This is a genomic window from Actinomadura gamaensis, from assembly GCF_042652125.1.
GTDB classification, from domain to species: Bacteria; Actinomycetota; Actinomycetes; order Streptosporangiales; family Streptosporangiaceae; genus Spirillospora; species Spirillospora gamaensis.
On record NZ_JBHSIT010000018.1, the window covers coordinates 43,252 to 68,070 of the forward strand.

Annotated in this window: 24 protein-coding genes; 7 read left to right on the forward strand and 17 right to left on the reverse strand. The window is 72.5% G+C overall.

Translation table 11 applies throughout. From position 1 onward, the window contains the following. Position 1: 1 nt before the first annotated feature. From ACFPCY_RS40105 to ACFPCY_RS40115, 3 genes are all read right to left on the reverse strand, one after another. The gene (locus ACFPCY_RS40105) at positions 2-322 is read right to left on the reverse strand and encodes a DUF6167 family protein (RefSeq protein ID WP_378264595.1); all 321 of its coding nucleotides are present in this window, start codon (positions 320-322) and stop codon (positions 2-4) included. Then, on the reverse strand, positions 319-771 hold the full coding sequence (locus ACFPCY_RS40110) for a DUF948 domain-containing protein (RefSeq protein WP_378264597.1): 453 nt from the start codon (positions 769-771) through the stop codon (positions 319-321). The genes ACFPCY_RS40105 and ACFPCY_RS40110 overlap by 4 nt, the downstream gene beginning before the upstream one ends. A 163-nt stretch (positions 772-934) precedes the next feature. Beyond that, the gene (locus ACFPCY_RS40115) at positions 935-2,203 is read right to left on the reverse strand and encodes a replication-associated recombination protein A (RefSeq protein WP_378264773.1); all 1,269 of its coding nucleotides are present in this window, start codon (positions 2,201-2,203) and stop codon (positions 935-937) included. A 270-nt stretch (positions 2,204-2,473) separates the two neighbouring features. On the opposite strand from ACFPCY_RS40115, the gene ACFPCY_RS40120 reads away from it, so the two are divergent. The 4 genes from ACFPCY_RS40120 (at position 2,474) to ACFPCY_RS40135 (ending at position 5,185) form a co-directional block, all read left to right on the forward strand. After that, positions 2,474-2,917, forward strand: a complete 444-nt coding sequence (locus ACFPCY_RS40120; RefSeq protein WP_378264599.1) for a hypothetical protein — start codon at positions 2,474-2,476, stop codon at positions 2,915-2,917. A gap of 76 nt (positions 2,918-2,993) precedes the next feature. Further along, the gene (locus tag ACFPCY_RS40125; protein WP_378264601.1) at positions 2,994-3,647 is read left to right on the forward strand and encodes a DUF3105 domain-containing protein; all 654 of its coding nucleotides are present in this window, start codon (positions 2,994-2,996) and stop codon (positions 3,645-3,647) included. Beyond that, entirely contained in the window at positions 3,644-4,336 is a 693-nt protein-coding gene (locus ACFPCY_RS40130) for a DUF305 domain-containing protein (protein WP_378264603.1), read from the forward strand. Before ACFPCY_RS40125 ends, ACFPCY_RS40130 begins: the two co-directional genes overlap by 4 nt. Positions 4,337-4,528: 192 nt before the next feature. Continuing rightward, a complete protein-coding gene (locus ACFPCY_RS40135) occupies positions 4,529-5,185 on the forward strand; it encodes a TIGR03086 family metal-binding protein (RefSeq protein ID WP_378264605.1) in 657 nt (218 codons plus the stop codon). Between the two features lie 79 nt (positions 5,186-5,264). Here ACFPCY_RS40135 and ACFPCY_RS40140 read toward each other — a convergent pair whose 3' ends face one another. Beyond that, the gene (locus tag ACFPCY_RS40140) at positions 5,265-6,566 is read right to left on the reverse strand and encodes a DUF349 domain-containing protein (RefSeq protein ID WP_378264607.1); all 1,302 of its coding nucleotides are present in this window, start codon (positions 6,564-6,566) and stop codon (positions 5,265-5,267) included. 31 nt (positions 6,567-6,597) lie between these two features. Next, on the reverse strand, positions 6,598-7,395 hold the full coding sequence (locus tag ACFPCY_RS40145; RefSeq protein ID WP_378264609.1) for a peptidylprolyl isomerase: 798 nt from the start codon (positions 7,393-7,395) through the stop codon (positions 6,598-6,600). 301 nt (positions 7,396-7,696) lie between these two features. Here ACFPCY_RS40145 and ACFPCY_RS40150 point away from each other — a divergent pair, with 301 nt between their 5' ends. The 3 genes from ACFPCY_RS40150 to aspS are packed head-to-tail and all read left to right on the forward strand — an operon-like array spanning position 7,697 to position 11,496. Further along, on the forward strand, positions 7,697-8,437 hold the full coding sequence (locus tag ACFPCY_RS40150; RefSeq protein WP_378264611.1) for an MBL fold metallo-hydrolase: 741 nt from the start codon (positions 7,697-7,699) through the stop codon (positions 8,435-8,437). Between the two features lie 9 nt (positions 8,438-8,446). Next, positions 8,447-9,715, forward strand: a complete 1,269-nt coding sequence (hisS, locus tag ACFPCY_RS40155; RefSeq protein WP_378264613.1) for a histidine--tRNA ligase — start codon at positions 8,447-8,449, stop codon at positions 9,713-9,715. Continuing rightward, positions 9,712-11,496, forward strand: a complete 1,785-nt coding sequence (aspS, locus tag ACFPCY_RS40160; protein ID WP_378264615.1) for an aspartate--tRNA ligase — start codon at positions 9,712-9,714, stop codon at positions 11,494-11,496. The genes hisS and aspS overlap by 4 nt, the downstream gene beginning before the upstream one ends. A gap of 78 nt (positions 11,497-11,574) precedes the next feature. On the opposite strand, the gene ACFPCY_RS40165 is transcribed toward aspS, so the two are convergent. From ACFPCY_RS40165 to ACFPCY_RS40220, 12 genes are all read right to left on the reverse strand, one after another. Continuing rightward, complete coding sequence (locus ACFPCY_RS40165; RefSeq protein WP_378264775.1) at positions 11,575-13,749, reverse strand: RelA/SpoT family protein; 2,175 nt, start codon at positions 13,747-13,749, stop codon at positions 11,575-11,577. A 719-nt stretch (positions 13,750-14,468) separates the two neighbouring features. Next, positions 14,469-14,993 (reverse strand): adenine phosphoribosyltransferase, encoded by a 525-nt coding sequence (locus tag ACFPCY_RS40170; RefSeq protein WP_378264618.1) that lies wholly within the window; start codon positions 14,991-14,993, stop codon positions 14,469-14,471. Positions 14,994-15,121: 128 nt separating this feature from the next. Beyond that, positions 15,122-16,270 (reverse strand): protein translocase subunit SecF, encoded by a 1,149-nt coding sequence (secF, locus tag ACFPCY_RS40175; protein WP_378264620.1) that lies wholly within the window; start codon positions 16,268-16,270, stop codon positions 15,122-15,124. 2 nt (positions 16,271-16,272) lie between these two features. Further along, the gene (gene secD, locus ACFPCY_RS40180; RefSeq protein WP_378264622.1) at positions 16,273-18,039 is read right to left on the reverse strand and encodes a protein translocase subunit SecD; all 1,767 of its coding nucleotides are present in this window, start codon (positions 18,037-18,039) and stop codon (positions 16,273-16,275) included. Positions 18,040-18,135: 96 nt separating this feature from the next. Beyond that, positions 18,136-18,669, reverse strand: a complete 534-nt coding sequence (gene yajC / locus ACFPCY_RS40185) for a preprotein translocase subunit YajC (RefSeq protein WP_378264624.1) — start codon at positions 18,667-18,669, stop codon at positions 18,136-18,138. A 210-nt stretch (positions 18,670-18,879) separates the two neighbouring features. Then, on the reverse strand, positions 18,880-19,950 hold the full coding sequence (gene ruvB, locus ACFPCY_RS40190) for a Holliday junction branch migration DNA helicase RuvB (RefSeq protein ID WP_378264626.1): 1,071 nt from the start codon (positions 19,948-19,950) through the stop codon (positions 18,880-18,882). Further along, complete coding sequence (gene ruvA / locus ACFPCY_RS40195) at positions 19,947-20,552, reverse strand: Holliday junction branch migration protein RuvA (protein WP_378264628.1); 606 nt, start codon at positions 20,550-20,552, stop codon at positions 19,947-19,949. The genes ruvB and ruvA overlap by 4 nt, the downstream gene beginning before the upstream one ends. Next, on the reverse strand, positions 20,549-21,160 hold the full coding sequence (gene ruvC, locus ACFPCY_RS40200) for a crossover junction endodeoxyribonuclease RuvC (RefSeq protein ID WP_378264630.1): 612 nt from the start codon (positions 21,158-21,160) through the stop codon (positions 20,549-20,551). Before ruvC ends, ruvA begins: the two co-directional genes overlap by 4 nt. Before the next feature lie 79 nt (positions 21,161-21,239). After that, positions 21,240-22,397, reverse strand: coding sequence for a GNAT family N-acetyltransferase (locus ACFPCY_RS40205; protein WP_378264632.1), 1,158 nt, complete (start codon positions 22,395-22,397; stop codon positions 21,240-21,242). 86 nt (positions 22,398-22,483) lie between these two features. Further along, positions 22,484-23,236, reverse strand: coding sequence for a YebC/PmpR family DNA-binding transcriptional regulator (locus ACFPCY_RS40210; RefSeq protein WP_378264634.1), 753 nt, complete (start codon positions 23,234-23,236; stop codon positions 22,484-22,486). A 2-nt stretch (positions 23,237-23,238) separates the two neighbouring features. After that, on the reverse strand, positions 23,239-23,856 hold the full coding sequence (gene pdxT / locus ACFPCY_RS40215) for a pyridoxal 5'-phosphate synthase glutaminase subunit PdxT (protein WP_378264636.1): 618 nt from the start codon (positions 23,854-23,856) through the stop codon (positions 23,239-23,241). A gap of 185 nt (positions 23,857-24,041) precedes the next feature. Beyond that, positions 24,042-24,656: a DUF6928 family protein gene (locus tag ACFPCY_RS40220; RefSeq protein WP_378264638.1), complete on the reverse strand. Its 615-nt coding sequence runs from the start codon at positions 24,654-24,656 to the stop codon at positions 24,042-24,044. Positions 24,657-24,819: the final 163 nt, after the last annotated feature.

A 24,819-nucleotide genomic window follows, 5' to 3' on the forward strand; every position in this document is an offset into this window, starting at 1 on the left:
ATCAGTGGCCATCCTTGTCGTTGACGATCGTGTAACGCGCCCGCAGGACCCGGCGGCGGGCGCGGGGCTCCTCGGGTTCGGGAAGGGTCTGGTCCAGCCCGACCGCCTCCCGCAGCTCCTCCTCGCGGGCGGCGGTCTCGGCCCGCACGTCGGCGGCGAAGTCGAGCAGCCGCCGGCCGGCGCCCTGCCCGGCGCTCACCGCGCGGACCGCGACGCCCTCCGGCGACCACTGGCGGGCCAGCGTCTCGACGCGCCGCTTGACCCGGTGCGAGGCGTAGACGCCCGCGCCGGCGCCGACCGTGAGCCAGAACAGCCGCTTCACCGCCGCCTCCCGCGTCCGCCGTTGGCGCCCGGGCCGCCGCGCGCGGCGCTCCGGGACGCCTGGGCCGGGAGCTGCGGACGGCTCGGCGGCCGTTCCTCGCCGGACCGGTTGGCGAGCGCCTTGCGCACCCCGTAGGAGAACGCGGCGGCCTTCACCAGCGGCCCGCCGACGACCGAGGTCATCACGGTGGTGACCGCCGAGACGTTCTGGGTGACCGAGCCGACCTGCTTGGTGATCACGTCGGTGCGGCCGAGCTGCTCGTTGGCGCGGCGGACGGTGCGGGCCATGTCGTCCATCAGCGGCCCGGCCTGGTCGCCGATGTCGGCGACCATCCTGCGCGCCTCGCCGAGCAGTTTCGCGAGTTTGAGGAGCGTGTAGGCGAGGAAGGACACCAGCACGGCCCAGAACACGGCCACGATGAGACCTGCCAGCTGTCCACCAGTGAGCATCAGGGCATTTCCGTTCGCTGTGTCGTCCGCGGTGGTCGCCGGTACACCTTTCCGGTACCCGGTTCCGGCCGCTGCCGGGCCGGTCTGACAGACCTTACCGTGGTCCGGCCGCGGCGGCGGGACCACCGCCCGCCGCTCGATCGGAGATCGTCCGGAGCCCGGCTCAGTTCTCCCTGGAGCGGGCCGTGCCGCGCAGCACCGCCCGGATTCGTCCCAGAACCTCCGTGAAGCGGGCCTCCGCGCCGTGCCTGGTGGGCCGGTAGTACTCGCGCCCGTGCACGTTGTCGGGGGCGTACTGCTGCCGGACGACCCCGCCCGGGTGATCGTGCGCGTACTTGTAGCCCTCGCCGTGCCCGATCCGCGCCGCGCCCTTGTAGTGCGCGTCGCGCAGGTGCGCCGGGACGGGGCCGGCGAGGCCCTTGCGGACGTCGCCGAGCGCCTCGTCCACGGCCACGACCACGGCGTTGGACTTGGGTGCGACGGCCAGGTGGATCACCGCCTGGGCGAGGTTGATGCGGGCCTCGGGCAGCCCGACGAACTCGACCGCTTGGGCGGCGGCGACGGCGGTCTGGAGCGCGGTGGGGTCGGCCATGCCGACGTCCTCGCTGGCGTGGACGATCAGCCGCCGGGCGATGAACCGCGGGTCCTCGCCCGCCTCGATCATGCGGGCGAGGTAGTGCAGCGCGGCGTCGGCGTCGCTGCCGCGGATGCTCTTGATGAACGCGCTGATGACGTCGTAGTGCTGGTCGCCCTCGCGGTCGTAGCGGACGGCGGCCCGGTCGACGGCGCGCTCCAGGACGGCGACGTCCACCGGCTTCCCGGGGTCGGCGACCATGGCGGCCGCCTCCAGGTAGGTGAGGGTGCGGCGGGCGTCTCCCCCGGCGAGCCTGATCAGATGGTCCTCGGCGGCGGGGTCGAGCTCGATCTCACCGTTCAGGCCGCGCTCGTCGGCGAGCGCCCGGCGGATCACCTCGCGCAGGTCGTCCTCGGCGAGCGGCTCCAGCGTCAGCAGCAGCGACCGGGACAGCAGCGGGCTGATCACCGAGAAGAACGGGTTCTCGGTGGTGGCGCCGATGAACGAGACCCAGCGGTTCTCGACGGCGGGGAGCAGCGCGTCCTGCTGGGCCTTGTTGAAGCGGTGCACCTCGTCCACGAACAGGACGGTCTGGCGGCCGCTCATGCCGAGCTCGCGGCGGGCGAGGTCGATCTCGGCGCGGACGCGCTTGACCCCGTCGGTGACGGCGGAGATCTCCACGAAGCGGCGGCTGGTGACGTGGCTCACCACGGTCGCCAGGGTGGTCTTGCCGGTGCCGGGCGGGCCCCACAGGACCAGCGACATGGGGGCGTCGCGCTCGACGAGCTGCCGGATGGGGGTGCCGGGGCCGAGCAGGTGCCGCTGGCCGACGACCTCGTCCAGGCCGCGCGGGCGCATCCGCACGGCGAGCGGCTGCTGCGCACCCGCCGTCCCCGTTCTGTCCGCCACGCCGGCGGGCCCGCCGGACCCGTTCCCGGCCAGGCCCCCGGGACGGCGCGAAGGCTCCGCGCCCTCGGTCGTCGGATCGTCGAAGAGGCCCTCCGGCTCCCCTGCTCCCAGACTGCTCGTCACCGTCCGACACTATCTCGATCCGGTGACAAGTCAGGATGATCGGGAACCCATGGGACGGCGGAGGCGTTGGTCCGTCCCGGAGGTGAACCGGAGCAGGTGACCGAGAGGGCGGCCACGACCGCGCCCCAGCAGACGCCACAGCGACGCCACGGACTGGCGGGGCTGCTCGTGGTCCTGTTCGCCGTGGCCGGGCTCGTGTTCAGCTACGGGCTGGAGCACGCCCCGCCGCCGGACGTCTGCCACCCGCACGCGGTGACCTGGCTCGCCCCGGCCGCCGACGGTTCCGCGCACCGGCACCTGGTCGGCGTGGACGGCGCGCCCCTGACGTCGATCGCCTCCCACCACCGCACGCCGCCCGCCCCGGTGGACACCTGCCTGTGCCTGGCCGTCCTGCTGGGCTTCATGCTGCTCGCGCTGGCCGCGCGTCCGGGCCGGTGGCGGTTCCTGCTGCCCGCGCGGCTGGGCTGGCGGCCGGCCGAGCCGTCCCGTCCGTGCCCCGCGCCCCTCTCGCTGGCCTCCTTGCAGGTGCTCCGGCTGTAGAGGCCCCTCGGCCGCCCCATGGCGGTCATGCCTCGACATCTCCGGATTCAAGCCATGCGAGAGGATCTCTACAGCCATGCCCAAGAACAGCCGTTCCGGCGTGCCCGGAAACGGATCGTCCAAGCCGTCGGCGTCGCGCAAGAGCGGCCCCGGCAGGCCCGCACCCCGCAAGAACGCCCTGACCGAGAAGCAGACGCCCTGGGGCACGATCGCGTTCTTCTCCGTGATCGGGCTCGTCGCGGCCGTCGCGATCGGGTTCGCCTTCATGCAGACCCGCTCGTCCGCCGACGGCGCCGAGATCAAGGGCCTGGTCAGCAAGGACGAGCCGGGCCGCGAGCACGTCGCGACCTCGGTGACGTACGACGCGAACCCCCCGATGGGCGGCAACCACGACCCGGTCTGGCAGAACTGCGGCGTCTACACCAGCCCGCTCCGCAACGAGAACGCCGTCCACTCGCTGGAGCACGGCGCGGTCTGGATCACCTACCGCCCGGACCTGCCGAAGGACCAGGTCGTCAAGCTGTCGGCGAAGGTCGGCGCCACCGCCTACACGCTGCTCAGCCCCTACCCCGGCCTGGACGCCCCGATCGCGCTCAGCGCGTGGGGCAAGCAGGTCAAGGTCCAGGACGCGGGCGACGAGCGGGTGGACCAGTTCCTGCGCGCGTTCGTCCGGGGCCCGCAGACGCCGGAGCCGGGCGCGCCCTGCACCGGCGGCAAGGCCACCGCGTGACCGCCGGACCCCAGACCGAGCCGGGGGCCGGGACCGCCGCCGAGGCGGTCCCGGCCCCGGCCGGGCCCACCGCCCCGCGCGGGCGGCGGACCGTCGTGATCGCCGTGGTCGCCGCTTTGGCGGTCGCCGCCGTCCTGTTCGGCTGGACGCAGCGGTCCGGACGGCCCGCCGCCGAAGGCCCGGAGGCCGGGTTCGCGCGGGACATGAGCGTCCATCACGCGCAGGCCGTGCAGATGTCGTTCCTCGTGCGCGACCGGACGCGGGACGAGGCCGTCCGGCTGCTCGCCTACGACATCATCAACACCCAGCAGGCGCAGATCGGCATGATGACCGCCTGGCTGGACGGCTGGGGCCTCCCGAAGACCGACCCGGCCGGGCCGATGCGCTGGATGGGCCACGGCGGGCACGGCGGCGGGACGTCCCTCCCGGCGGACGGCTCCATGCCCGGAATGGCCACCCCTGCCCAGCTCGCCGAGCTGGAACGGGCGTCCGGGCGGGCGGCCGAGACGCTGTTCCTCCGGCTGATGATCGCCCACCACCGGGGCGGCGTCGCGATGGCCGAAGCCGTCCTCGGCCGGACCGGCGACGCGCGGGTCGAGCGCCTGGCCCGCACCATGGTCGAGGGCCAGCGCGCCGAGATCACGCTGATGGAGCGGATGCTCACCGAACGCGGCTCACCCGCCGCCTGACACCGCCCGGCCCGGTTCGCGCCTCCGCGCAGCCGGGCCACATCCGCCGCAGGGGTTCCGGGGACGTGCGAGGCCGGCCGAAAGCGATCAGAACGGACCTGCGCAGGTCCCGCGCGGGCCGGGCGCGAGAGGGGCGGACCGGCGCCGCCGCCCCGCTTGACACCGGTCGCCGATCGCGGGTGACTGGGCGGCATGACGGGCAGCGGGACGAGCGGCGGGACGGGCGGCGAGCACGGCGGAGAGCGCGGACCGGGCGGCGGCGCGGTGCCGCGCCTCGGCGGCTACGAACGGGCGCTGGACCTGTTCGAGGGCGTGGTCGGCGCGGTGCCGCGGGACGGCTGGGCCGCCCCCTCGCCCTGCGCGGGCTGGACCGCCCGGCAGGTCGCCGGGCACGTCATCGGCGGCCAGCACATGATCAGGGCGCTCGCCGTCGGCGCCCCGCAGCCCGACGTCAACACCCGGCCGGAGCGGTTCTGCCCCGGCGACGTCCTGCTCGCCTGGCGCAGCGCCCGCAAGGAGTGCGCGGCGGCGCTGTCGGAGCAGGCGCTCGCCCGCCCGATTCCGCTCGGCGCGCTCGGGGACGTGCCCCTCGGCGACTACCTCGCCGGGTACATCCTGGAGCCGCTCGTCCACACCTGGGACCTCGCCGTGGCCACCGGCCAGCCCACCCGCCTGGACCCGGACCTGGTCCACCACGCGTTCGCCACCGCGCGGGTGATCGCCGCGCCGATGCGCGCCGCCGGGCACCTCGGGCCGCCGCTCACCGCCCCGCCGGGCGCGGACGAGCAGACCCGCCTGCTGTCGTTCCTCGGCCGCCACCCGGCAGGCCACCGCCCCCCGGCCCCCTGACCGCACGACCTGACCACACGACGGAGCCCGGAGACCCTCAGGGGGTCGCCGGGCCCGTCTCGCGCTCAGTTGGCCGAGGTCAGGAGAACTCGGCGAGGGTGCGCTCGGCCTCGGAGAGCCAGGCGCGGCGGGCGGCCAGGGCCTCCTCGGCGTCCCGGACGTCCTTCTCGCGGCCGGACGAGCGGGCCTTGTCGAGCCGCTTCTCCAGCTGCTCGATCGACGACCGAAGCTGGTTGACGGTCGCCTCGGCGCGGGCGCGGGCCTCGGGGTTGGTCCGGCGCCACTCGGCCTCCTCGGCCGTCCGGACGGTCTCCTCGATCTTGCGGAGGCGCCCCTCCAGCCGGTCGCGCATGTCGCGCGGGACCATCCCGGCGGCCTCCCAGCGCTCCTGGATGCCGCGCAGCGCCTGCCGGGCGGCGCGCACGTCGGTGACCGGGAGCAGCTTCTCCGCCTCGGCGAGGATGCGCTCCTTCTCCTCGGCGTTCACCCGCAGCTCGGCGTCGCGCTCGGCGAACGCGGAGCTGCGCGCCTGGAAGAAGACGTCCTGCGCGCCCTTGAACCGGGCCCACAGCTCCTCCTCGACGTCGCGGGCGGCACGGCCCGCGACCTTCCAGCGGCGCATCAGGTCGCGGTAGGCGGCGGCCGTCTCGCTCCAGTCGGTCGAGCCGGACATCGCCTCGGCCTCGGCGACCAGGCGCTCCTTCTCGCGGCGGGCGTCCTCGCGCTGGTCGTCCAGGGTCGCGAAGTAGGCCTTGCGGCGCTTGGTGAAGGCGTTGCGGGCGGCCGACAGCCGCTTCCACAGCGCGGTCTCGGTCGGACGGTCGACGCGCTCGGCGGCCTTCCACTCCTCGACCAGCTGGCGGAGCCGCTCGCCGCCGTTCTTCCAGTGCGTCTCCTCGGCCGCGATCCGCTCGGCCTCGGCGACGATGCGCTCCTTGACCTCGCGGGCCTCGTGCCGGGCGTGCTCGCGCTGGGCCTTGACCTCCTCGCGGCGCTTGCCGACCAGGCCGTCGAGGCCGTCCAGGCGGCGCACCAGGGCGTCCAGGTCGCCGACCGCGTGCGCCTCGGTGACCTGCTCACGCAGCCGGGCGATGCTCTGCTGCGCCTGCTGGGGCTGCAGGTCGGTGGTCCGCACCCGCTGCTCCAGCAGGCCGATCTCGGTGACGAGAGCGTCGTACTTGCGGCGGAAGTAGCCGAGGGCCTCTTCCGGAGCCCCGGCCTGCCAGGACCCGACGACGCGTTCGCCGTCCGCGGTCCGCACGTAGACCGTGCCGTCCTCGTCCACCCGGCCCCAGGGATCGGTCGCGCTGGACACCCTTGCCTCCTGAATCGCGGGTCCGATCGCGTGCGCGCCCGAGTGCGCGGTCGTGTTCACACTCATCGGACCCTCCACACCTTAGTATCCCGATCCCCTATTTCCCGGCGATCGCGACGTCCTCGATCGTGACCTTCTTCTTGGGCTCGCCCGTGCCGTCGTCGCCCGCCTTGGCGATGCCGCCCTTGGCGACCTTCTGCAGCACGTCCAGGCCCGAGGTGATCTTGCCGAACACGGTGTAGTCCGGCGGGAGCTGCGAGTCCCCGTAGACCAGGAAGAACTGGCTGCCGTTGGTGTCGGGGCCCGCGTTGGCCATGGCGAGGGTACCCGCCGTGTACTTGGCGCCCGAGGTGTTCTCGTTGGCGAACTTGTAGCCGGGCCCGCCCTGGCCGGTGCCGGTCGGGTCGCCGCACTGCAGCATCTGCAGGCCCGTCCCGGTGGACAGCCGGTGGCAGTGGCTGCCGTCCCAGTACTTCTTGCCCGCCAGGAACGCGAACGAGTTGGTGGCGCAGGGGGCCTTGGCGCCGTCGAGGGTCAGCCCGATGTCGCCCTGGGACGTCTTGACCGTCGCCTTCACCGGCCCGTTGTAGGCGGGCTTGGCGGGCGGCTTGGAGCCGTCCTTCAGGGCGCCCTGGTCCTGCGAGGAGTTGTAGGCGCACTCCCCCGGCTTGGCCTTGGACTGGGTGGCCTGCGCCTCGGGCTTGGCGTCCTTCTTCTTGTCGTCCTTGCCGAGGACGAGGGCCGCGGCCGTGCCGCCGCCGATGACGACCACCGCCGCCACCGCCGCGCCGACGATCTTCAGGGTGCGGGCGCGCGCCTCCTCGGCCTGCCGGCGCGCCTGCTGGCGCTCGTAGCGCTGCCGCGCGAGCTGCTTCTTGCGGTCCTTCCCCGCCACGTGGCCTGCCCCTCGTTCTCGTACGTGTGATCAGGTGAACGTGCAGCGCATAGTAGCGGTACCGGAAGGGTCGCCGGCCCCTTCCACCGCCCCCGGCACCGGCCGCGGACGCCCGACACGGCGATCACGGGATCTCGTTCGCGGCGGGACCGGCCGCGCCGGTACCCTCGTACCACCGCGTGTGCGGCGGTGACGGGCCGGTTCCGGGCTTTCCCGCCGGATCGCCGCGCCGTCCGGAAGCGGACGCGCGCGGGCGCCCCGCGCCCACCGCACACTCAGCGAATTCACAGGAAGGACGACCGTGCTCGTCGCCGGGTTCCCCGCCGGATCGTTCGCCGCGAACTGCTACGTCGTGGCGCCCGCCGCGGGCGAGGAGTGCGTGATCATCGATCCGGGCCAGGACGCCGAGGCCGGGATCGAGGAGATCCTGCGCGAGCACCGGCTGAAGCCGGTCGCGGTGCTGCTCACCCACGGCCACATCGACCACGTCTGGTCGGTCGCGCCGGTCTGCGGCGCCCGGGACGTGCCCGCCTTCATCCACCCGGACGACCGCGACCTGCTGACCGATCCGGGCAAGGGCCTGTCGCTGGCCACCAAGCAGCAGTTCCTCGGCGGCCTGACGCTGTCGGAGCCGGACGACGTCCGCGAGCTGGCCGACGGCGTGAAGCTCGAACTCGCGGGCCTGAAGATCACCGTCGACCACGCGCCCGGGCATACCGGCGGGTCGGTGACGTTCCGCACCCCGGCCACCGGTGAGCTCCCCGACGTGATGTTCAGCGGGGACCTGCTGTTCGCCGGCTCCATCGGACGCACCGACCTGCCGGGCGGCTCCTACGAGCAGATCCTGGACAGCCTCTCCCGGGTGTGCCTGACCATGCCCGACGAGACGGCCGTCCTGCCCGGCCACGGACCTCAGACGACCATCGGCCGTGAGCGCGCGACCAACCCCTTCCTGGCTAAGTGGCGTCAGTCTTCCGAGACTGACGAGGATCGCAACCTGGCTGATCTGAAGCCAACCGACGGCCCGCACAAGGGATTCTGACCCACAGACATGAGTTCGAGCTTCCAGGCCCCCAAGGGCATCAGTGAATACGTGCCGCCCCGCGCGGACCTCTTCTACGCCGTGCGCGAAGCGTTCGCCGAGCGCGCCCGGCTGGCCGGATACGGCTACCTGGAGATGGCCGTCTTCGAGGACACCAACCTGTTCAAGCGGGGCGTCGGCGAATCGACCGACGTGGTCTCCAAGGAGATGTACACCTTCACCGACCGCGGCGGGCGGTCGCTGACGCTGCGTCCGGAGTTCACCGCCGGGGTGCTGCGCGCCGTCCTGGAGCACAACCTGCACAAGCAGGGCGGGCTCCCGGTCAAGGTGTGGACGAGCGGTCCCGCGTTCCGCGCCGAGCGGCCCCAGCAGGGCCGGTACCGGCAGTTCTACCAGCTCGACCTGGAGGCGATCGGCAGCGAGGACCCGGCCGTCGACGCCGAGGTGATCGCGATCGCGGCGGGCTGGTACCGGTCGCTGGGCCTCACCCAGATGCGGCTGCTGCTGAACTCGCTCGGCTGCAAGGAGTGCCGTCCGGCGTACCGGGCGCTGCTGCAGGAGTTCCTGCGCGGCCTGGACCTGGACGAGGCGACCCGCGAGCGCATCGAGATCAACCCGCTGCGGGTGCTGGACGACAAGCGCCCGGCCGTCCGCGAGCAGCTGCGGGACGCGCCGCTGATGGCCGACCACCTGTGCGGCGACTGCAAGGCCTACCACGACCGGGTCCGCGAGCTGCTCACCGACCTCGGCATCGCCTACGAGGACACCCCGACCCTGGTCCGCGGGCTGGACTACTACACCCGCACCACCTTCGAGTTCGACCACCCGCTGCTCGGCGCGCAGTCCGGCATCGGCGGCGGCGGACGCTACGACGGCCTGTCGGAGGACATCGGCGGCCCCGAGCTGCCCGGCATCGGCTTCGGCCTCGGCCTCGACCGCACCCTCCTCGCGCTGGAGGCGGAAGGCGCCGGGTTCGCGCCCAAGCCGCGCTGCGAGGTGTTCGCGGTGCCGCTGGGCGAGGCGGCCGAGCGCAGGGTCTTCGAGCTGGTCGCCGGGCTGCGCGAGGCCGGGATCGCGACCGACATGCCGTTCGGCGGCAAGAGGCTCAAGGGCGCCATGAAGGACGCCGACCGGTCCGGGGCGCGGTTCGCGCTGATCCTCGGCGAGCGAGATATCGCCGACGGGGTCGTCCAGCTCAAGGACCTCGCGTCCGGGGAGCAGGCCCCCGTCGCGCTCGCCGACACCATTTCGACGTTGACGGAAAGGCTTTCACGATGATCCGCTCGCACGAGGCGGGGACGCTCCGCAGGGAGCACGCCGGCCAGCGGGTGACGCTGGCCGGATGGGTGGCGCGGCGCCGCGACCACGGCGGCGTCACCTTCATCGACCTGCGGGACGCCTCGGGCACCGCGCAGGTCGTCTTCCGCGAGGAGGACACCGCGCACGACCTGCGGTCGGAGTACTGCGTCAAGATCACCGGCGAGGTGCGGATCCGGCCCGAGGGCAACGAGAACCCCGAGCTGCCCACCGGCGAGATCGAGGTCGCCGCGACCGAGATCGAGGTGCTGAGCGAGTCCGCGCCGCTGCCGTTCCCGATCGAGGGCGACGTCAACGTCAACGAGGAGGTCCGGCTCAAGTACCGGTACCTCGACCTGCGCCGCGAGGCCGTCGGCCGCGACATCCGGATCCGCTCGCAGGGCGCCTACATCGTCAACGAGGTCATGCGCGAGCACGGCTTCGTGAACGTCGAGACGCCGACGCTGACCCGCTCCACCCCCGAGGGCGCGCGCGACTTCCTGGTCCCGGCGCGGCTGCGGCCGGGCCACTGGTACGCGCTGCCGCAGTCCCCGCAGCTGTTCAAGCAGCTGCTCATGGTCGGGGGCGTCGAGCGGTACTTCCAGATCGCGCGCTGCTACCGCGACGAGGACTTCCGCGCCGACCGGCAGCCGGAGTTCACCCAGATCGACATCGAGATGTCGTTCGCCGAGCAGTCCGACGTCCTCGCGGTCGCCGAGGACCTCGTCCGGCGGCTGTGGCGCGACATCGCCGGGCACGAGATCGGCGAGATCCCGCACATCGCCTACGCCGACGCGATGGCCCGCTACGGGTCGGACAAGCCGGACCTGCGGTTCGGGCTCGAGCTGACCGAGATGACCGAGTACTTCGCGAACACCTCGTTCCGGGTGTTCCAGGCGCCGTACGTGGGCGCGGTCGTCATGCCGGGCGGCGCGGCCCAGACCCGCAAGGAGCTGGACGGCTGGCAGGACTGGGCGAAGCAGCGCGGCGCGCGCGGCCTCGCCTACGTGCTCGTCCAGGAGGACGGCACGCTCGGCGGCCCGGTCGCCAAGAACCTGTCGGACGAGGAGAAGTCGGGCTTGGCCGCCGAGGTCGGCGCCGCGCCCGGCGACGCGATCTTCTTCGGCGCGGGCAAGCCGCACGCGACCCGCGAGCTGCTCGGCGCGGCCCGGCTGGAGATCGGCCGCCGCAAGGGCCTGATCGACGAGGACGCCTGGGCGTTCTGCTGGGTCGTGGACGCGCCGGTCTTCGAGCCCGTCGAGGACGACAAGGGCGAGCAGATCGGCTGGACGTCGGTGCACCACCCGTTCACCGCGCCCAAGCCCGAGCACGCCGACCGGCTGGTGTCCGACCCGGGCTCGGTGCTCGCGAACGCCTACGACATCGTCTGCAACGGCAACGAGATCGGCGGCGGCTCGATCCGTATCCACCAGGCCGAGATGCAGCAGAAGGTGTTCGACGTGCTCGGCCTGTCCAAGCAGGAGGCCGAGTCGAAGTTCGGGTTCCTGCTGGAGGCGTTCAAGTTCGGCCCGCCGCCGCACGGCGGGATCGCCTTCGGCTGGGACCGGATGGCCATGCTGCTGGCCGGCGAGTCGTCCATCCGCGACGTGATCGCCTTCCCGAAGGCCGCGTCCGGCTACGACCCGCTGACCGCCGCGCCGACCGTCATCACGCCGGAGCAGCGCGCCGAGGCCGGGATCGACGTCGTTCCCGAAGACGACGAGGACGAGACCGAGGCCGGCGCCGAATCCGCCGGGGCCTGATCGTCACGGCATGAGTGAGGGCCGGTCCGATTCCCGGACCGGCCCTCTCGCCGTACGAGGGCGTTCTCCTGGGCCGGGTCAGCGGTTCGTGCCGCTGGTGACGCGGTACACGTCGTACACGCCGTCGATGGACCGGACGGCCTTCAGCACGTGGCCGAGATGCTTCGGGTCGCCCATCTCGAAGGTGAAGCGGCTGACCGCGACCCGGTCGCGGGTCGTGGTGACCGACGCAGACAGGATGTTCACGTGCTGGTCGGACAGCACGCGCGTCACGTCCGACAGGAGCCGTGGACGGTCGAGCGCCTCGACCTGGATCGCGACCAGGAACACCGAGTCCTCGCCGGGCGACCAGCGGACGTCGATGAGCCGGTCGGGCTGCTCCTTCAGCTGGGCGACGTTCGCGCAGTCGGCGCGGTGCACCGAGACGCCGTGCCCGCGGGTCACGAACCCGACGATGTCGTCGCCCGGGACGGGCGTGCAACATCGCGAGAGCCGCACCCAGACGTCCGGGTCGCCCGCGACGACCACGCCGGGGTCGCCGGCCGGACGGGTCCGCTTGCGCCGCGTCGGGAGCGCGATCTCGGCGAGGTCCTCCTCGGCGGACTCGACGCCGCCGAGCGCCTCCACGAGCTTCTGCACGACGCTCTGCGCCGAGATGTGCCCCTCGCCGACCGCCGCGTACAGGGACGAGATGTCCGGATAGCGGAGGTCGCGGGCCAGCACGAGCAGCGCCTCGCCCGACATCATGCGCTGGAGCGGCATGTTCTGCTTGCGCATCGCGCGGGCGATCGAGTCCTTGCCGGACTCGATCGCGGTGTCCCGCCGCTCCTTGGAGAACCAGTGCTTGATCTTGTTGCGGGCGCGCGGCGACTTGACGAAGTTCAGCCAGTCGCGGGACGGGCCGGCGTCCGGGGCCTTGCTGGTGAAGATCTCGACGGTGTCGCCGTTGTCGAGCACCGACTCCAGCGGCACCAGCCGGCCGTTCACCCGCGCGCCGATCGTCCGGTGCCCGACCTCGGTGTGCACCGCGTAGGCGAAGTCGACCGGCGTCGCCCCCTGCGGCAGCGCGATCACGTCGCCCTTCGGGGTGAAGACGAACACCTCCGACACCGACAGGTCGAACCGCAGCGACTCCAGGAACTCGGCGGGGTCGGCGGTCTCCTTCTGCCAGTCGAGCAGCTGCCGCAGCCACTGCATGTCGGCCGCCTTGCGGCCGCCGACCGTCTCCTCCTTGTACTTCCAGTGCGCGGCGACGCCGTACTCGGCCCGGCGGTGCATGCCCCAGGTGCGGATCTGCAGCTCGACCGGCTTGCCCTCGGGGCCGATCACGCTGGTGTGCAGCGACTGGTACATGTTGAACTTCGGCATCGCGATGTAGTCCTTGAACCGGCCGGGGACCGGGTTCCACCGCGCGTGGATCGTGCCGAGCGCCGCGTAGCAGTCGCGGACGGTGTCGACCAGGATGCGGATGCCGACCAGGTCGTAGATCTTGTCGAAGTCCACGTCCCGGGCGATCATCTTCTGGTAGATCGAGTAGTAGTGCTTGGGCCGCCCGACCACGGTCGCCTTGATCTTGGCCTCGCGCAGGTCGCCGGAGACGGCCTCGATGACCTCTTGGAGGAACACGTCGCGGCGCGGCGCGCGCTCGGACACCAGGCGGGCGATCTCGTCGAACCGCTTCGGGTAGAGCGTGGCGAAGGACAGGTCCTCCAGCTCCCACTTCAGCGTGTTCATGCCGAGCCGGTGCGCCAGCGGGGCGAAGACCTCGAGCGTCTCGCGGGCCTTCTTCTCCTGCTTGTGCCGCGGCATGTAGCGCAGCGTGCGCATGTTGTGCAGCCGGTCGGCGAGCTTGATCACCAGGACCCGGATGTCCCGGGACATCGCGACGACCATCTTGCGGACGGTCTCGGCCTCGGCCGCCTCGCCGTACTTGACCTTGTCGAGCTTGGTGACGCCGTCCACGAGGGCGGCGATCTCGTCGCCGAAGTCGGCGCGCAGCTCCTCCAGGGTGTACTCGGTGTCCTCGACGGTGTCGTGCAGCAGGGCCGCGCACAGCGTCTCGGTGTTCATGCCGAGCTCGGCGAGGATGGTGGAGACGGCGAGCGGGTGCGTGATGTACGGGTCGCCGCTCTTGCGCTTCTGGTCGCGGTGGTAGTGCGCGGCCACGTCGTAGGCGCGCTCGATCTGCCGCAGGTCCGCTTTGGGATGGGTGTTGCGGACCGTCTTGATGAGTGGTTCGAGTACCGGATTCATGGCGGGTCCGCGCTGGGATCCGAGCCGGGCGAGCCTGCGCCGCACCCGGGCGGCTGACGGTGGGATCGGGGCCGGACCGGAACCCGCCGGAGCGGGCTCGGACGGTTCCACGCCCTCGGACGGTGTGGTTCCCTTGGCGGCGCCCGCGGCGGGGGCCTTGCGATCGGGACCCGCGGAAGCGGTGCGGGGCGTGCCGGCGGAGCCGGAGCCGGAAGCGGCGCGCACGTGGCCGGTGGGCGCCCGGCCGGTGGGACCGGGATCGCCGGAGCCGGGATCGGTGGGGACCGGGTCGGTGGGCACGGGGTCCGTGGGCACTCGGTCGGTGGGCACCGGGTCCGTGGGCACCGGGTCCGTGGGCGCGGTGCCGCCGGGCCGCGCGGGCGCGCCCTTCACGTTCGCGGGCGCGGCCGGAGCGCGCACGGCGGCCCCGCTCGGCGCGTCCGGACGCGAGACGTCCGTGCGCGTGCCGGTCACCGCGTCGGTCGATACCACCTCACCGGGCACCCAGCCTCCTCGAAGCCGTGCGGGCGCGTTCTCCCCGGTAGCCGGGCGGGCGCGCCCGTCCCCGCCGGTCTCCTGATTCGGCCAGTGTATCCGGCCCCCATTTCGCACCCGGCCGAATCCACGATCTCGGGCGCGTGATCAGTAGAACATTCTCGTGGGACCGGACATTCCACACGTTCCGGGGGACGTTCGGCACCCGCCGGAGCCGCCCGGCGTCAGACGGTGACCAGGGCGTGGACCTCCAGGCCGTCCAGCCTGTCGCGGCCGTTCAGGAAGGACAGCTCCATCAGCACCGACAGGCCGACCACCTCGCCGCCGCCGCGCCGCACCAGCTCGGCCGCCGCCCGGGCGGTGCCGCCGGTCGCCAGCACGTCGTCGACGATCAGCACCCGGTCGCCCGGCTGGAACGCGTCGGTGTGCAGCTCGATCGTCTCGGCGCCGTACTCCAGCTCGTAGCTCTGCTCGAACGTCGCCGCGGGCAGCTTGCCCTTCTTGCGCACCGGGACGAAGCCCGCGCCCATGTGGTAGGCGACCGGCGCGGCCAGGATGAACCCGCGCGCCTCGATCCCGACGATCTTGTCCACGGTGCCGCGGCCGTAGTGGTTGACCACCGTGTCCACCACCCCGGCGAACGCCACGTGGTCCGCCAGCAGGGGGGTGATGTCCTTGAACACCACGCCCGGCTTCGGGTAGTCGTTCACGTCGCGGATCCGGTCCTGGATCAGCTTGTCGAGGTCCACGGGTCTCCTCTTGCGGTTCGCTTCGGGCGGGGCGCGCGCCCCGGGCAGTGCGACGGCCGTGCCGTCCGCCCGGGGAACCGGGGGACGGCACGGCCGTCATGCTCGTTCGAGCAGGTCGTACAGGCAGCCTACTTGCCGCGGCGCTGCTGCCGGGTGCCGCGCTTGGGCTGCTGGCGCGGCCCCTGCTGCACGACCTTCCGCAGCGTGACGCCCGCGGCCACCTCGTCCTGGGCGTCGTCGTCCCCGGCCGGGGACGCGTCGTCCCCCGGCGTCGCGGGGACCGCGGCCTTCGCCGCCTTCGCCTGGCGCTTCGGGCTCTCCTCGCGCTTGGCGATGTTGCGGCGCAGCTCGCGGTACCTCGGCTCCCGCTCCTTGAGCTGGACCAGCAGCGGCGTCGCCACGCAGATCGAGGAGTAGGTACCGACGATCATGCCGACGAACAGGGCGAGCGACAGGTCCTTCAGGGTGCCCGCGCCGAACACCGTGGTGCCGATGAACAGGATCGCCGCGACCGGCAGGATCGCCACCAGCGAGGTGTTCAGCGACCGGACCAGCGTGCTGGACAGCGCCTGGTTCGCGGCCTCGCTGTAGGTGATCTTCGACTTGGCGGTGAGCGGCCGGGTGACCTCCTTGATCATGTCGAACACCACGACCGCGTCGTACAGCGAGTATCCGAGGATGGTCAGGAAGCCCAGCAGCGTCGCCGGCGTGACCTCGAAGCCCGACCAGGCGTAGATCCCGGCCGTGATGATCAGGTCGTGCAGCAGCGCCACCATCGCGGCGACCGCCATCCGCCACTCGAACGCGACCGCGAGGTAGCCGATGATCAGGATCATGAAGACGATCAGCGCCTGCCACGCCTTCTTGGTGATCTCACCGCCCCAGGACGCGCCGACCACCTGGGTGCTGATGTCGTTCTCGGAGACGTTCAGCTTCTTCGAGGCGTCCTGCTTGACCTCGGCGACCTGCTTCGGGTCCAGGCTCTTGGTGGTGACGCGCCAGGCGTCCCCGGCCTTCTGGACGATCGGGTCGTGGATCCCGGCGACGCCGTTCACCGCGCCGCGCACGTCCTCGATCGAGGCGCTCTTCGCCTTGTTGATCGTGAAGACCGAGCCGCCCTTGAACTCCACGCCGAAGTTCAGGCCCTGGACGAGCAGCCCGGCGAGGGAGAACACGATCAGCAGGCCGGAGATGGAGTACCACAGCTTCGGCTTGCCGACGATGTCGGCACTGATCTCGCCCCGGTAGATCCGGGAGATGACCGCGCGCAGTCCCATGATCAGGCCTCCTGGCTCGTCGGGCGGGCGGAGCCGGTCGTGCGGGGCTGCGCCGTGCGGCGCAGCCGCTTGGCGTCCAGTCCGGACAGCCGGTGACCCTTGCCGAAGAAGGCGGTGCGGCTGAGCACCGACATCAGCGGCTTGGTGAAGAAGAACACCACCACGACGTCGATCAGCGTGGTGAGGCCCATCGCGAACGCGAAGCCCGCGACGCCGCCGACGGCGAGGAAGTACAGCACGAGCGCGGCGATGAAGGTCACCGCGTCCGCCACGAGGATGGTACGCCGCGCCCGCTTCCACGCCACCTCGACCGAGGGCCGCAGTGCCCTGCCCTGGCGCAGTTCGTCGCGGATCCGTTCGAAGTAGACGATGAACGAGTCCGCGGTGATGCCGATCGACACGATCAGGCCGATGATGTGCGGGAGGCTGAGCCGGAAGCCCATGTTCTCACCGAGGATCACGACCGCCACGTAGGTCGTCCAGGAGGCGACCACCAGCGAGCCGACCGCCACGAGACCGAGGCCCCGGTAGTACAGCATGCAGTAGAAGACGACCAGGGCGAGACCGATGCCGCCCGCGATCAGGCCGCCGCGCAACTGGTCGTTGCCCAGCGTGGAGGAGACCTCGTCCACCGAGCTCGGGGTGAACTTCAGCGGCAGCGCGCCGTACTTCAGCTTGTTCGCCAGGTCGTCGGCGTAGCTCTGGGTGAAGCTGTCGGCCGGACCGTCGATCCGGGCGCTGCCACCGGTGATCGGGCCTTCCTTGATGGCCGGTGCCGAGACGACCTGCCCGTCCAGCACGATCGCGACCTGCCCCTGCGGGGAGGTGGGATTGGCCTGGTAGGCCTTCGACGCCTCTGTCGTGACCTGCGAGAACTGGTTACCGGCCTTGCCGTTGAAGCCGATGTTCACCGCCCAGCTCGTCTGGCCCTGGGAAGCGTCCGGCGGCACCGCGTTGGCCGACTTGACGTCCTCGCCGAGCACCCGCACCGGGCCGAGCAGGTACTTGGTGACCTGCCCCTTCTCGGACTTGTCGTCGCAGGCCACGACCCACTTGCGGTTCACGTCGTCCGAGCCCGGAAGGGTCGGCCCGCCGTCCGGCTTGCAGACGGCCCGCTGGAACTCGGCGATGGCGTTCTTGTCGTCGACCCCGGCGAAGTCGTTGCCGTCCGGGACGACCGGCGTCTGCGCGGTCGGGGTGCCCGACGGCTTCGGCGTGGACGACCCGCTCGGCTTGGCCGACGGAGAGCCGGACGGCGTCGGGGCCGTCAGCGCCTTCGACAGCGCGCGGCCGCGCGGCGTGGACGAGTCGGACGGCTTCGCCGAAGTCGACGGCTTGGCGGACGGGACGCCGCCCGTGCCCGGGATCGTCGCCTTGCCCGTCGGCTTGGCCGACCCGCTCGGCGTCGGCGTCGGCGTCGTGGCCGGCGCCTTGGCCGGCAGACCGCTGGCCTCGGCGAACACCTGCCGGAACTGGAGCTTGGCGGTGGACCCGATGGTCTCGGCCGCCTTGCCCTGTCCCTGTCCGGGCAGGTTCACCACGATGTTGTTGCCGCCCTGCTTGGCGACCTCGCTGTCCGAGACGCCGAGCCCGTTGACCCGCTGCGTCATGATCTTGACGGCCTGGTCCATCTGGGACGACGGCGGGTTCTTGCCGTTCTCGGTGTGCGCGGTCAGCGTGACGGTCGTCCCGCCCGCGAGGTCGAGCCCCAGTTTGGGGGTCCCCTTCCCCTGCATGAACATCACGCCGGTCAGGGCCGCCAGGACCACGAAGAGCGCTAGGAGGGTGCGCCCCGGCCTGGGGACATTGCTACGAGACGATGCCACTGGTCGTCGAACTTCCCGTCTTGTCGGTGCCGCCGCGGGTCAGGCGGAGGGCTTGTCGGCCTTGCCCGCGTGGGCGGCCTCGCCCTCGTCCTTCGCGTCGGCCTTAACGCCCGCCTTCACGGCGGTCTTCCCGTCCTCGGCGACGTCCACGTCGGCGTCGTCGGTCACGTCCGCCTTGGCCCGGGTCTCGCCCTCGGTCTTCGCGTCGGCCTCGGTCTCGACCTCGTCGGACGGGGCGTCCGGCTCGTCGTCCTCGAGCTCCTCGTCGGCGGGCTCGTCCTTCAGGACGGTCATGATCGCCTGCTTGACGAACTTCGCCTCGACGCCCGGCGCGATCTCCAGCACGACGCCGTCGTCCTGGACGTCGGCCACCGTGGCGTGCATGCCCGCGGTCGTGATCACGCGGGTGCCCGGCGCGATGTTGCTCTGCAGCTCTTGCTGCTCCTTGCGCCGCCTGCTCTGCGGCCGGATCAGCAGGAAATAGAAAACCAGCGGCACGGCCAGCAGGAGCAGCAGGTTGAATGCCCCGCTGCCCCCAGAACCCGCTGCCACGATGTGCATGTCGCTGCCCATTAGAGGGGCGTCCTTCCGATTGGTTTGCCCAGCCTGTGGCCGGTAGGCCGCGTCTCGGGACCGCCGGCTGGTGGACGGTGTGACCAAGTCCCGGAGTCTAGAGAGTACGCGAGACCCCGGCAACGACGTGACGAGCGGCACTCTCGGGAAGTTCCCAACCCGTTACGCCCCGATCACGCCACCGTGATCATGTCCGGCCGGATCCGCCCGTTACTCGGGTTCGTCGGGGGTGTCGTCGAGGTCGAAGAGGGCGGCTCCGGCGAGAGGGGCGGTGGGGGGCGGGGTGAGACCGAGGTGCGCCCAGGCGGCGGGGGTGGCGATGCGGCCGCGGGGGGTGCGGGCCAGCAGGCCCTGGCGGACGAGGAAGGGTTCCGCGACGACCTCGACGGTCTCGGGCTCCTCCCCCACCGAGACGGCCAGGGTGGACAGGCCGACCGGGCCGCCGCCGAACTTGCGCATCAGCGAGCTCAGGACGGCGCGGTCGAGGCGGTCCAGGCCCTTCTCGTCGACCTCGTAGAGGGTGAGGGCGGCGCGGGCGGCCTCGCGGGTGACGACGCCGTCGCCGCGGACCTCGGCGTAGTCGCGGACGCGGCGGAGCAGGCGGTTGGCGATGCGGGGGGTGCCGCGGGAGCGGGACGCGACCTCGGCGGCGCCCTCGTCGGTGATCTCCACGTCCAGCAGGCGGGCGGAGCGCTGGACGATCACTTCCAGCTCCGCCGCGCTGTAGAAGTCCATGTGGCCGGTGAAGCCGAACCGGTCGCGCAGCGGGCCGGGCAGCATCCCGGCGCGGGTGGTGGCGCCGACGAGGGTGAACGGGGCGATGTCCAGGGGGATCGCGGTGGCGCCGGGGCCCTTGCCGACGACGACGTCGACGCGGAAGTCCTCCATCGCCATGTAGAGCATCTCCTCGGCGGGACGGGCCATCCGGTGGATCTCGTCCAGGAACAGCACCTCCCCTTCGGCGAGGGTGGACAGCACGGCGGCCAGGTCACCCGCGCGCTCGATGGCGGGCCCCGAGGTGATCCGCAGCGGCTGGCCCAGCTCGGCCGCGATGATCATCGCGAGGGTGGTCTTGCCGAGGCCCGGTCCGCCCGACAGCAGCACGTGGTCCGGGGTGCGACCGCGCCGCAGCGCGCTGCGGAGCACCAGGGACAGCTGCTCGCGCACGCGTTCCTGGCCGACGAAGTCGTCCAGCCGCTTCGGCCGCAGCGCGGCCTCGATGACCTGCTCCTCCGGCCCCTCGGCCGCGCCGCCGACCAGGCGCTCGTCGTACTCGCTCACTTGCTCAGCTTCTTCAGCGCGGCCTTCAGCAGCTCGCCGACCGGCGGGACCTCGGTGCCGTCCAGGTCGGCGGCGACCGCGTCCACGGCGGCGTCGGCGTCCCGGACCGTCCACCCGAGGTTGACCAGGCCCGTCTGCACCTGCGCGCGCCACGCCTGGCCCGCGCCGGGACGGCGGCCGGGCGCCTCGGGCGCGCCGACCGGGCCGCCGAGCCGGTCCTTCAGCTCCAGGACGATCCGCTGCGCGCCCTTCTTCCCGATGCCCGGAACCTTCGTGAGCGCGTTCACGTCCTCCTGGGCGACCGCGAGGCGCAGCGCGTCCGGGGAGTGGACGGCCAGCATCGCCAGCGCCAGGCGCGGCCCCACCCCGCTCGCCGTCTGGAGCAGCTCGAAGATCTGCCGCTCGTCGTCGTCGGCGAACCCGAACAGGGTGAGCGAGTCCTCCCGGACGACCAGCGACGTCGGCACGTGCGCGGCCTCGCCGACCTTCAGCCCGGCGAGCGTCGCCGGGGTGCACTGCACCGCCATGCCGACGCCGTGCACGTCGATCACGGCGCCGTCCGGCCCGGCGGCGGCGACCTTGCCGCTGACGAACGCGATCACCTCGGGAAACCTCCTCGACTACGGGAACGGGCCGCCCGCTGCGCCTCGGCGATGCGGGCGGCGTTGATCTCGGCCTGGGTGGGCGAGCCCTGCCCCGGGACGGTGCGCGGGCGCGCGGCGGCCAGCCGCGCCTGCCCGCCGCCGCGCCAGACGTGGCAGATCGCGAGCGCGAGCGCGTCGGCGGCGTCGGCGGGCCTGGGCGGCGCGTCCAGCCGCAGCAGGCGCGTGACCATGGCCGTGACCTGGGCCTTGTCGGCGCGTCCGTTGCCGGTGATCGCGGCCTTCGCCTCGGACGGCGTGTGCATCGCCACCGGCAGCCCCCGGCGGGCGGCGGCGACCATCGCGAGCCCCGCCGCCTGCGCGGTGCCCATGACCGTGCTGACGTTGTGCTGCGCGAACACCCGCTCCACGGCCACGACCTCGGGATCGAACTCCTCCAGCAGCGCCTCGATGCCGCGCTCGATGCCGAGGAGCCGCCGCGCCACGTCCTCGCCCGGATCGGTGCGGACGACCGCCACGTGCACCAGGCTCAGCGGCGCGCCGGGGACGCCCTCGACGACGCCGACACCGCACCTGGTGAGCCCGGGGTCCACGCCCATCACCCGCACGGCCCCGCCTTTCGATCATGTGTTCGGCCGACGGTCACGCTATCGGACCAGGATGACATGCGCGCGGAGGCCGGGCCGATCAGTAGTAGTCGAGCGCGAACGGCTGCGCTCCGAAGACCGAGTCGAGGGTCTCGGAGCGGATGTCGCCGCCGTGCAGGAGGCCGGCGCGGCGCAGCGTGCTCACCGGGACGCCCGCGTAGAGCGCCGCCAGGCCGCGCGGACCGACGCGGACGGCCGCCGGGTCGGCGGAGCCGGGTTCGAGGCGCCCCTCGCCGTCCTTGACGACGAGCGTCCAGTCGCCGGAGTTGCCGGGCACCAGGTCGTCGTCGATCCGGACCGGGACCTCGGCGCTCACACCGGCGCGGTAGCCGCGCAGCTCGACCGCCTTCGGCGCGTCCAGGACGCGCAGCATCCACTGGGTGCGGTCGATCATGTCGTGCTCGCGCTCCCCCACCAGCCACAGGACGGGGTCGTACGGCGCGAGGTGCGCCTTCACCGTCTCGGCCGTGGTCGCGCCGGACCCGACGATCGCCCACAGGCCCCGCGCCGTCCGCTCCGAGGCCGCCACCAGCCGCTCGACCTCCAGCGCCGAGGCGTCCTTGCTCCAGCGGTAGATCAGGACGCCGTCCTCGGCCAGGTACGCGAACGGCTTCTCGTCCTCCAGGACGGTCCGCCAGTACCCCTCACCGCGGTCCACGGGGCCGCAGTCACCGGCGTCGCGGTGGACGCGCGCGATCGTCTCGGCGACCAGCCCGGCGTCGTCGGGCCCGGCCCGGCGGACGTCCAGCCGGTCGGCCGTGATCCCGCGCAGCGCCTCCGCCGCCAGCGTGACCTTGTGCAGCGCGCCCGCGTGCTCGAACCCGAGGCCCCGGTAGAACGCCGTCGTGGCCGGGTGCAGGGCGGCGAGGACGTCACCACGCTCGATGGAACGTTGCAGAGCGGCCGTGACGATCCGCCGCCCCGCGCCGCGGCCGCGGTCCTCCGGGGCCACCGTCACTCCGGCGACGCCGCCGGTCGGCACCGGCCGGCCCTGCCACCACTGCCGGAAACCCCAGACGCGGGTGGTCGCCACCAGGCGGTCGCCGTCCCAGCCGGCGATCTCCCGGCCCTCGGGCAGCACCAGGTCCACCCGGTTCCGCCAGGACCGCGCCTCGGCCTCGTCCACCGGCCCGAAGGCACGGACCCGGTTGTCCAGCACCGCGTCCAGATCGGCGGTGGTCACGTCGCGAATCTCCATGATCTCCACCCTAGGGGCGACACGACGGACGCCGCCTCCCGATAACGGGGCGGCGGCGTCCGTCGACGACGATGGGGATCGACCGGTCAGGCGTCGATCTTCTCCATGATCTCGTCGGAAACATCGAAATTGGCGTAGACCTCTTGGACGTCGTCGGAGTCCTCGAGGGCGTCGAGGAGGCGGAACACCTTCTTGGCGTTCTCCTCGTCGAGCGGGACCGACATGGTCGGCAGGAACTTGCTCTCGGCCGACTCGTAGTCGATGCCGGCGTCCTGGAGGGCCTTGCGGACCGGGAGCAGGTCGCCCGCCTCGCACACGACCTCGAACTGGTCGCCGATGTCGTTGACCTCCTCGGCGCCCGCGTCCAGGACGGCCATCATCACGTCGTCCTCGGAGGTGCCCTCCTTGGGGACGATGATGACGCCCTTGCGGTTGAACATGTACGAGACCGAGCCCGGGTCGGCGAGCGAGCCGCCGTTGCGGGTGAGCGCGACGCGGACCTCGGAGGCGGCGCGGTTGCGGTTGTCGGTGAGGCACTCGATGAGCACCGCGACGCCGCCGGGCGCGTAGCCCTCGTAGGTGATGGTCTGCCAGTCGGCGCCGCCCGCCTCCTCACCGGCGCCGCGCTTGCGCGCGCGCTCGATGTTGTCGTTCGGGACGGAGCTCTTCTTCGCCTTGTAGATGGCGTCGTACAGGGTGGGGTTCGCCTCGGGGTCGCCGCCGCCGGTACGGGCCGCGACCTCGATGTTCTTGATCAGCTTGGCGAACAGCTTGCCCCGCTTGGCGTCGAGGGCAGCCTTCTTGTGCTTGGTCGTCGCCCACTTGGAGTGGCCGGACATGCTTAATCCTCCTCCGTCGCCCGGCGCACCAGTTCGGCGAAGTAGTGGTGCACGCGGTGGTCGCCCGTCAGTTCAGGGTGGAACGAGGTCGCCATGAGGCGGCCCTGGCGGACGGCGACGATCCTACCGACGTTCGGGCCGCTCTCGGCACGACCGAGCACCTCGACCGCGTCGCCGACGCGTTCCACCCAGGGGGCGCGGATGAACACGGCGTGGTACGGCGTGTCCCCCATGCCGGTCAGCGGGACCGGCGCCTCGAACGAGTCGACCTGGCGGCCGAACGCGTTGCGGCGGACCGTCATGTCGATGCCGCCGACCGTCTCCTGCCCGGCCACGCCGCCCTCGATCCGGTCCGCCAGCATGATCATCCCGGCGCAGGAGCCGTACGCGGGCATCCCGGCCTCGATCCGCTTGCGCAGCGGTTCGAGCAGCTCGAACGAGCGGGCCAGGCGCCACATCGTGGTGGACTCGCCGCCGGGCAGCACCAGGCCGTCCACGCTCTCCAGTTCCTCGGGGCGGCGGACGAGAGCGGTCCGCGCCCCGGCGCCCTCCAGCGCCCGCGCGTGCTCGCGCACGTCGCCCTGCAGAGCCAGCACGCCGATGGTCGGCACAGCAGTCACGCTTGTCCTTCCGAGGAGTTTCGGGGTCGTCACAACCCTAGACGTTCCTTACAACGCCCCCGGACCTGCGGTCGCTTCCCGGACGGCCCGGATCCGGGGCCGTTTCGACTGAGCCCGAACCGGCCTCGCAGCGGCCCACCGGCTTGGCAGCGGCCCGAACCGGCTTGGCAGCGCCCGAATCGGCTTCAGCAGAGCTTGAAGCGGCGCAGGGGCAGTTCCAGCGGCAGGAAGCCGTCCGGGCCGTGGGACGCCAGGTCGCGGCCGACCATGTGCTCGCGGGCGAGCGCCAGGCCGAAGTCCTCGGGCGAGAACGGCAGCGGCACGTCGGGCGCGCCGCCGTCGATCGCCGCCCAGTAGGGGCGCTCGGCGGGCATCCGGCCGCCCTTGTCGATGACCACGCCGTCCTCGGTGGTCACGATCACCTCGCGGCGCAGACCGCCCGCCTCGTACCAGCGGAACCAGCATCCGGACGCCACGTTCTGCAGGACGAGGACGCCGCAGCGGGCGCCGGGCAGGGCCGCGGCGACCGTGTCGGCGACGCGGCGGGCGTCGTCGTCCAGGCCGAACAGCCGCCGGTCGCAGACCAGCAGCGCCCGGTCGAACGCGCCGACGAACAGCTCGTCCTCGTAGGGCCAGAGCGCGAAGTCCAGGACCGTCTCGCCGGTCTCGACCAGGGTCGCCGCCGGGTACAGCCGCCGCGCCAGTTCGGCGCCGGCGGCCGCGTCGGGGGCCAGGCCCGGCCGGAACACCTCGGCGGGATCGCCCGCCGTCGCGCACGCGAGAGCGACCGACCAACCCATCCTCGTCCATCCCCTCCCGCGGCCGAGCCGCCCACGGGGACCAGGCCCCACCGGCCGCGCGGCCAGCGTAAACCCTCGCGCCGCGCAGGGGCAGGCCGGAAGGCGAAGTAATCCGCCCACCCGTCCGCCGGAGACCCCGGCCGGACGAGCCGACGCCCCACGC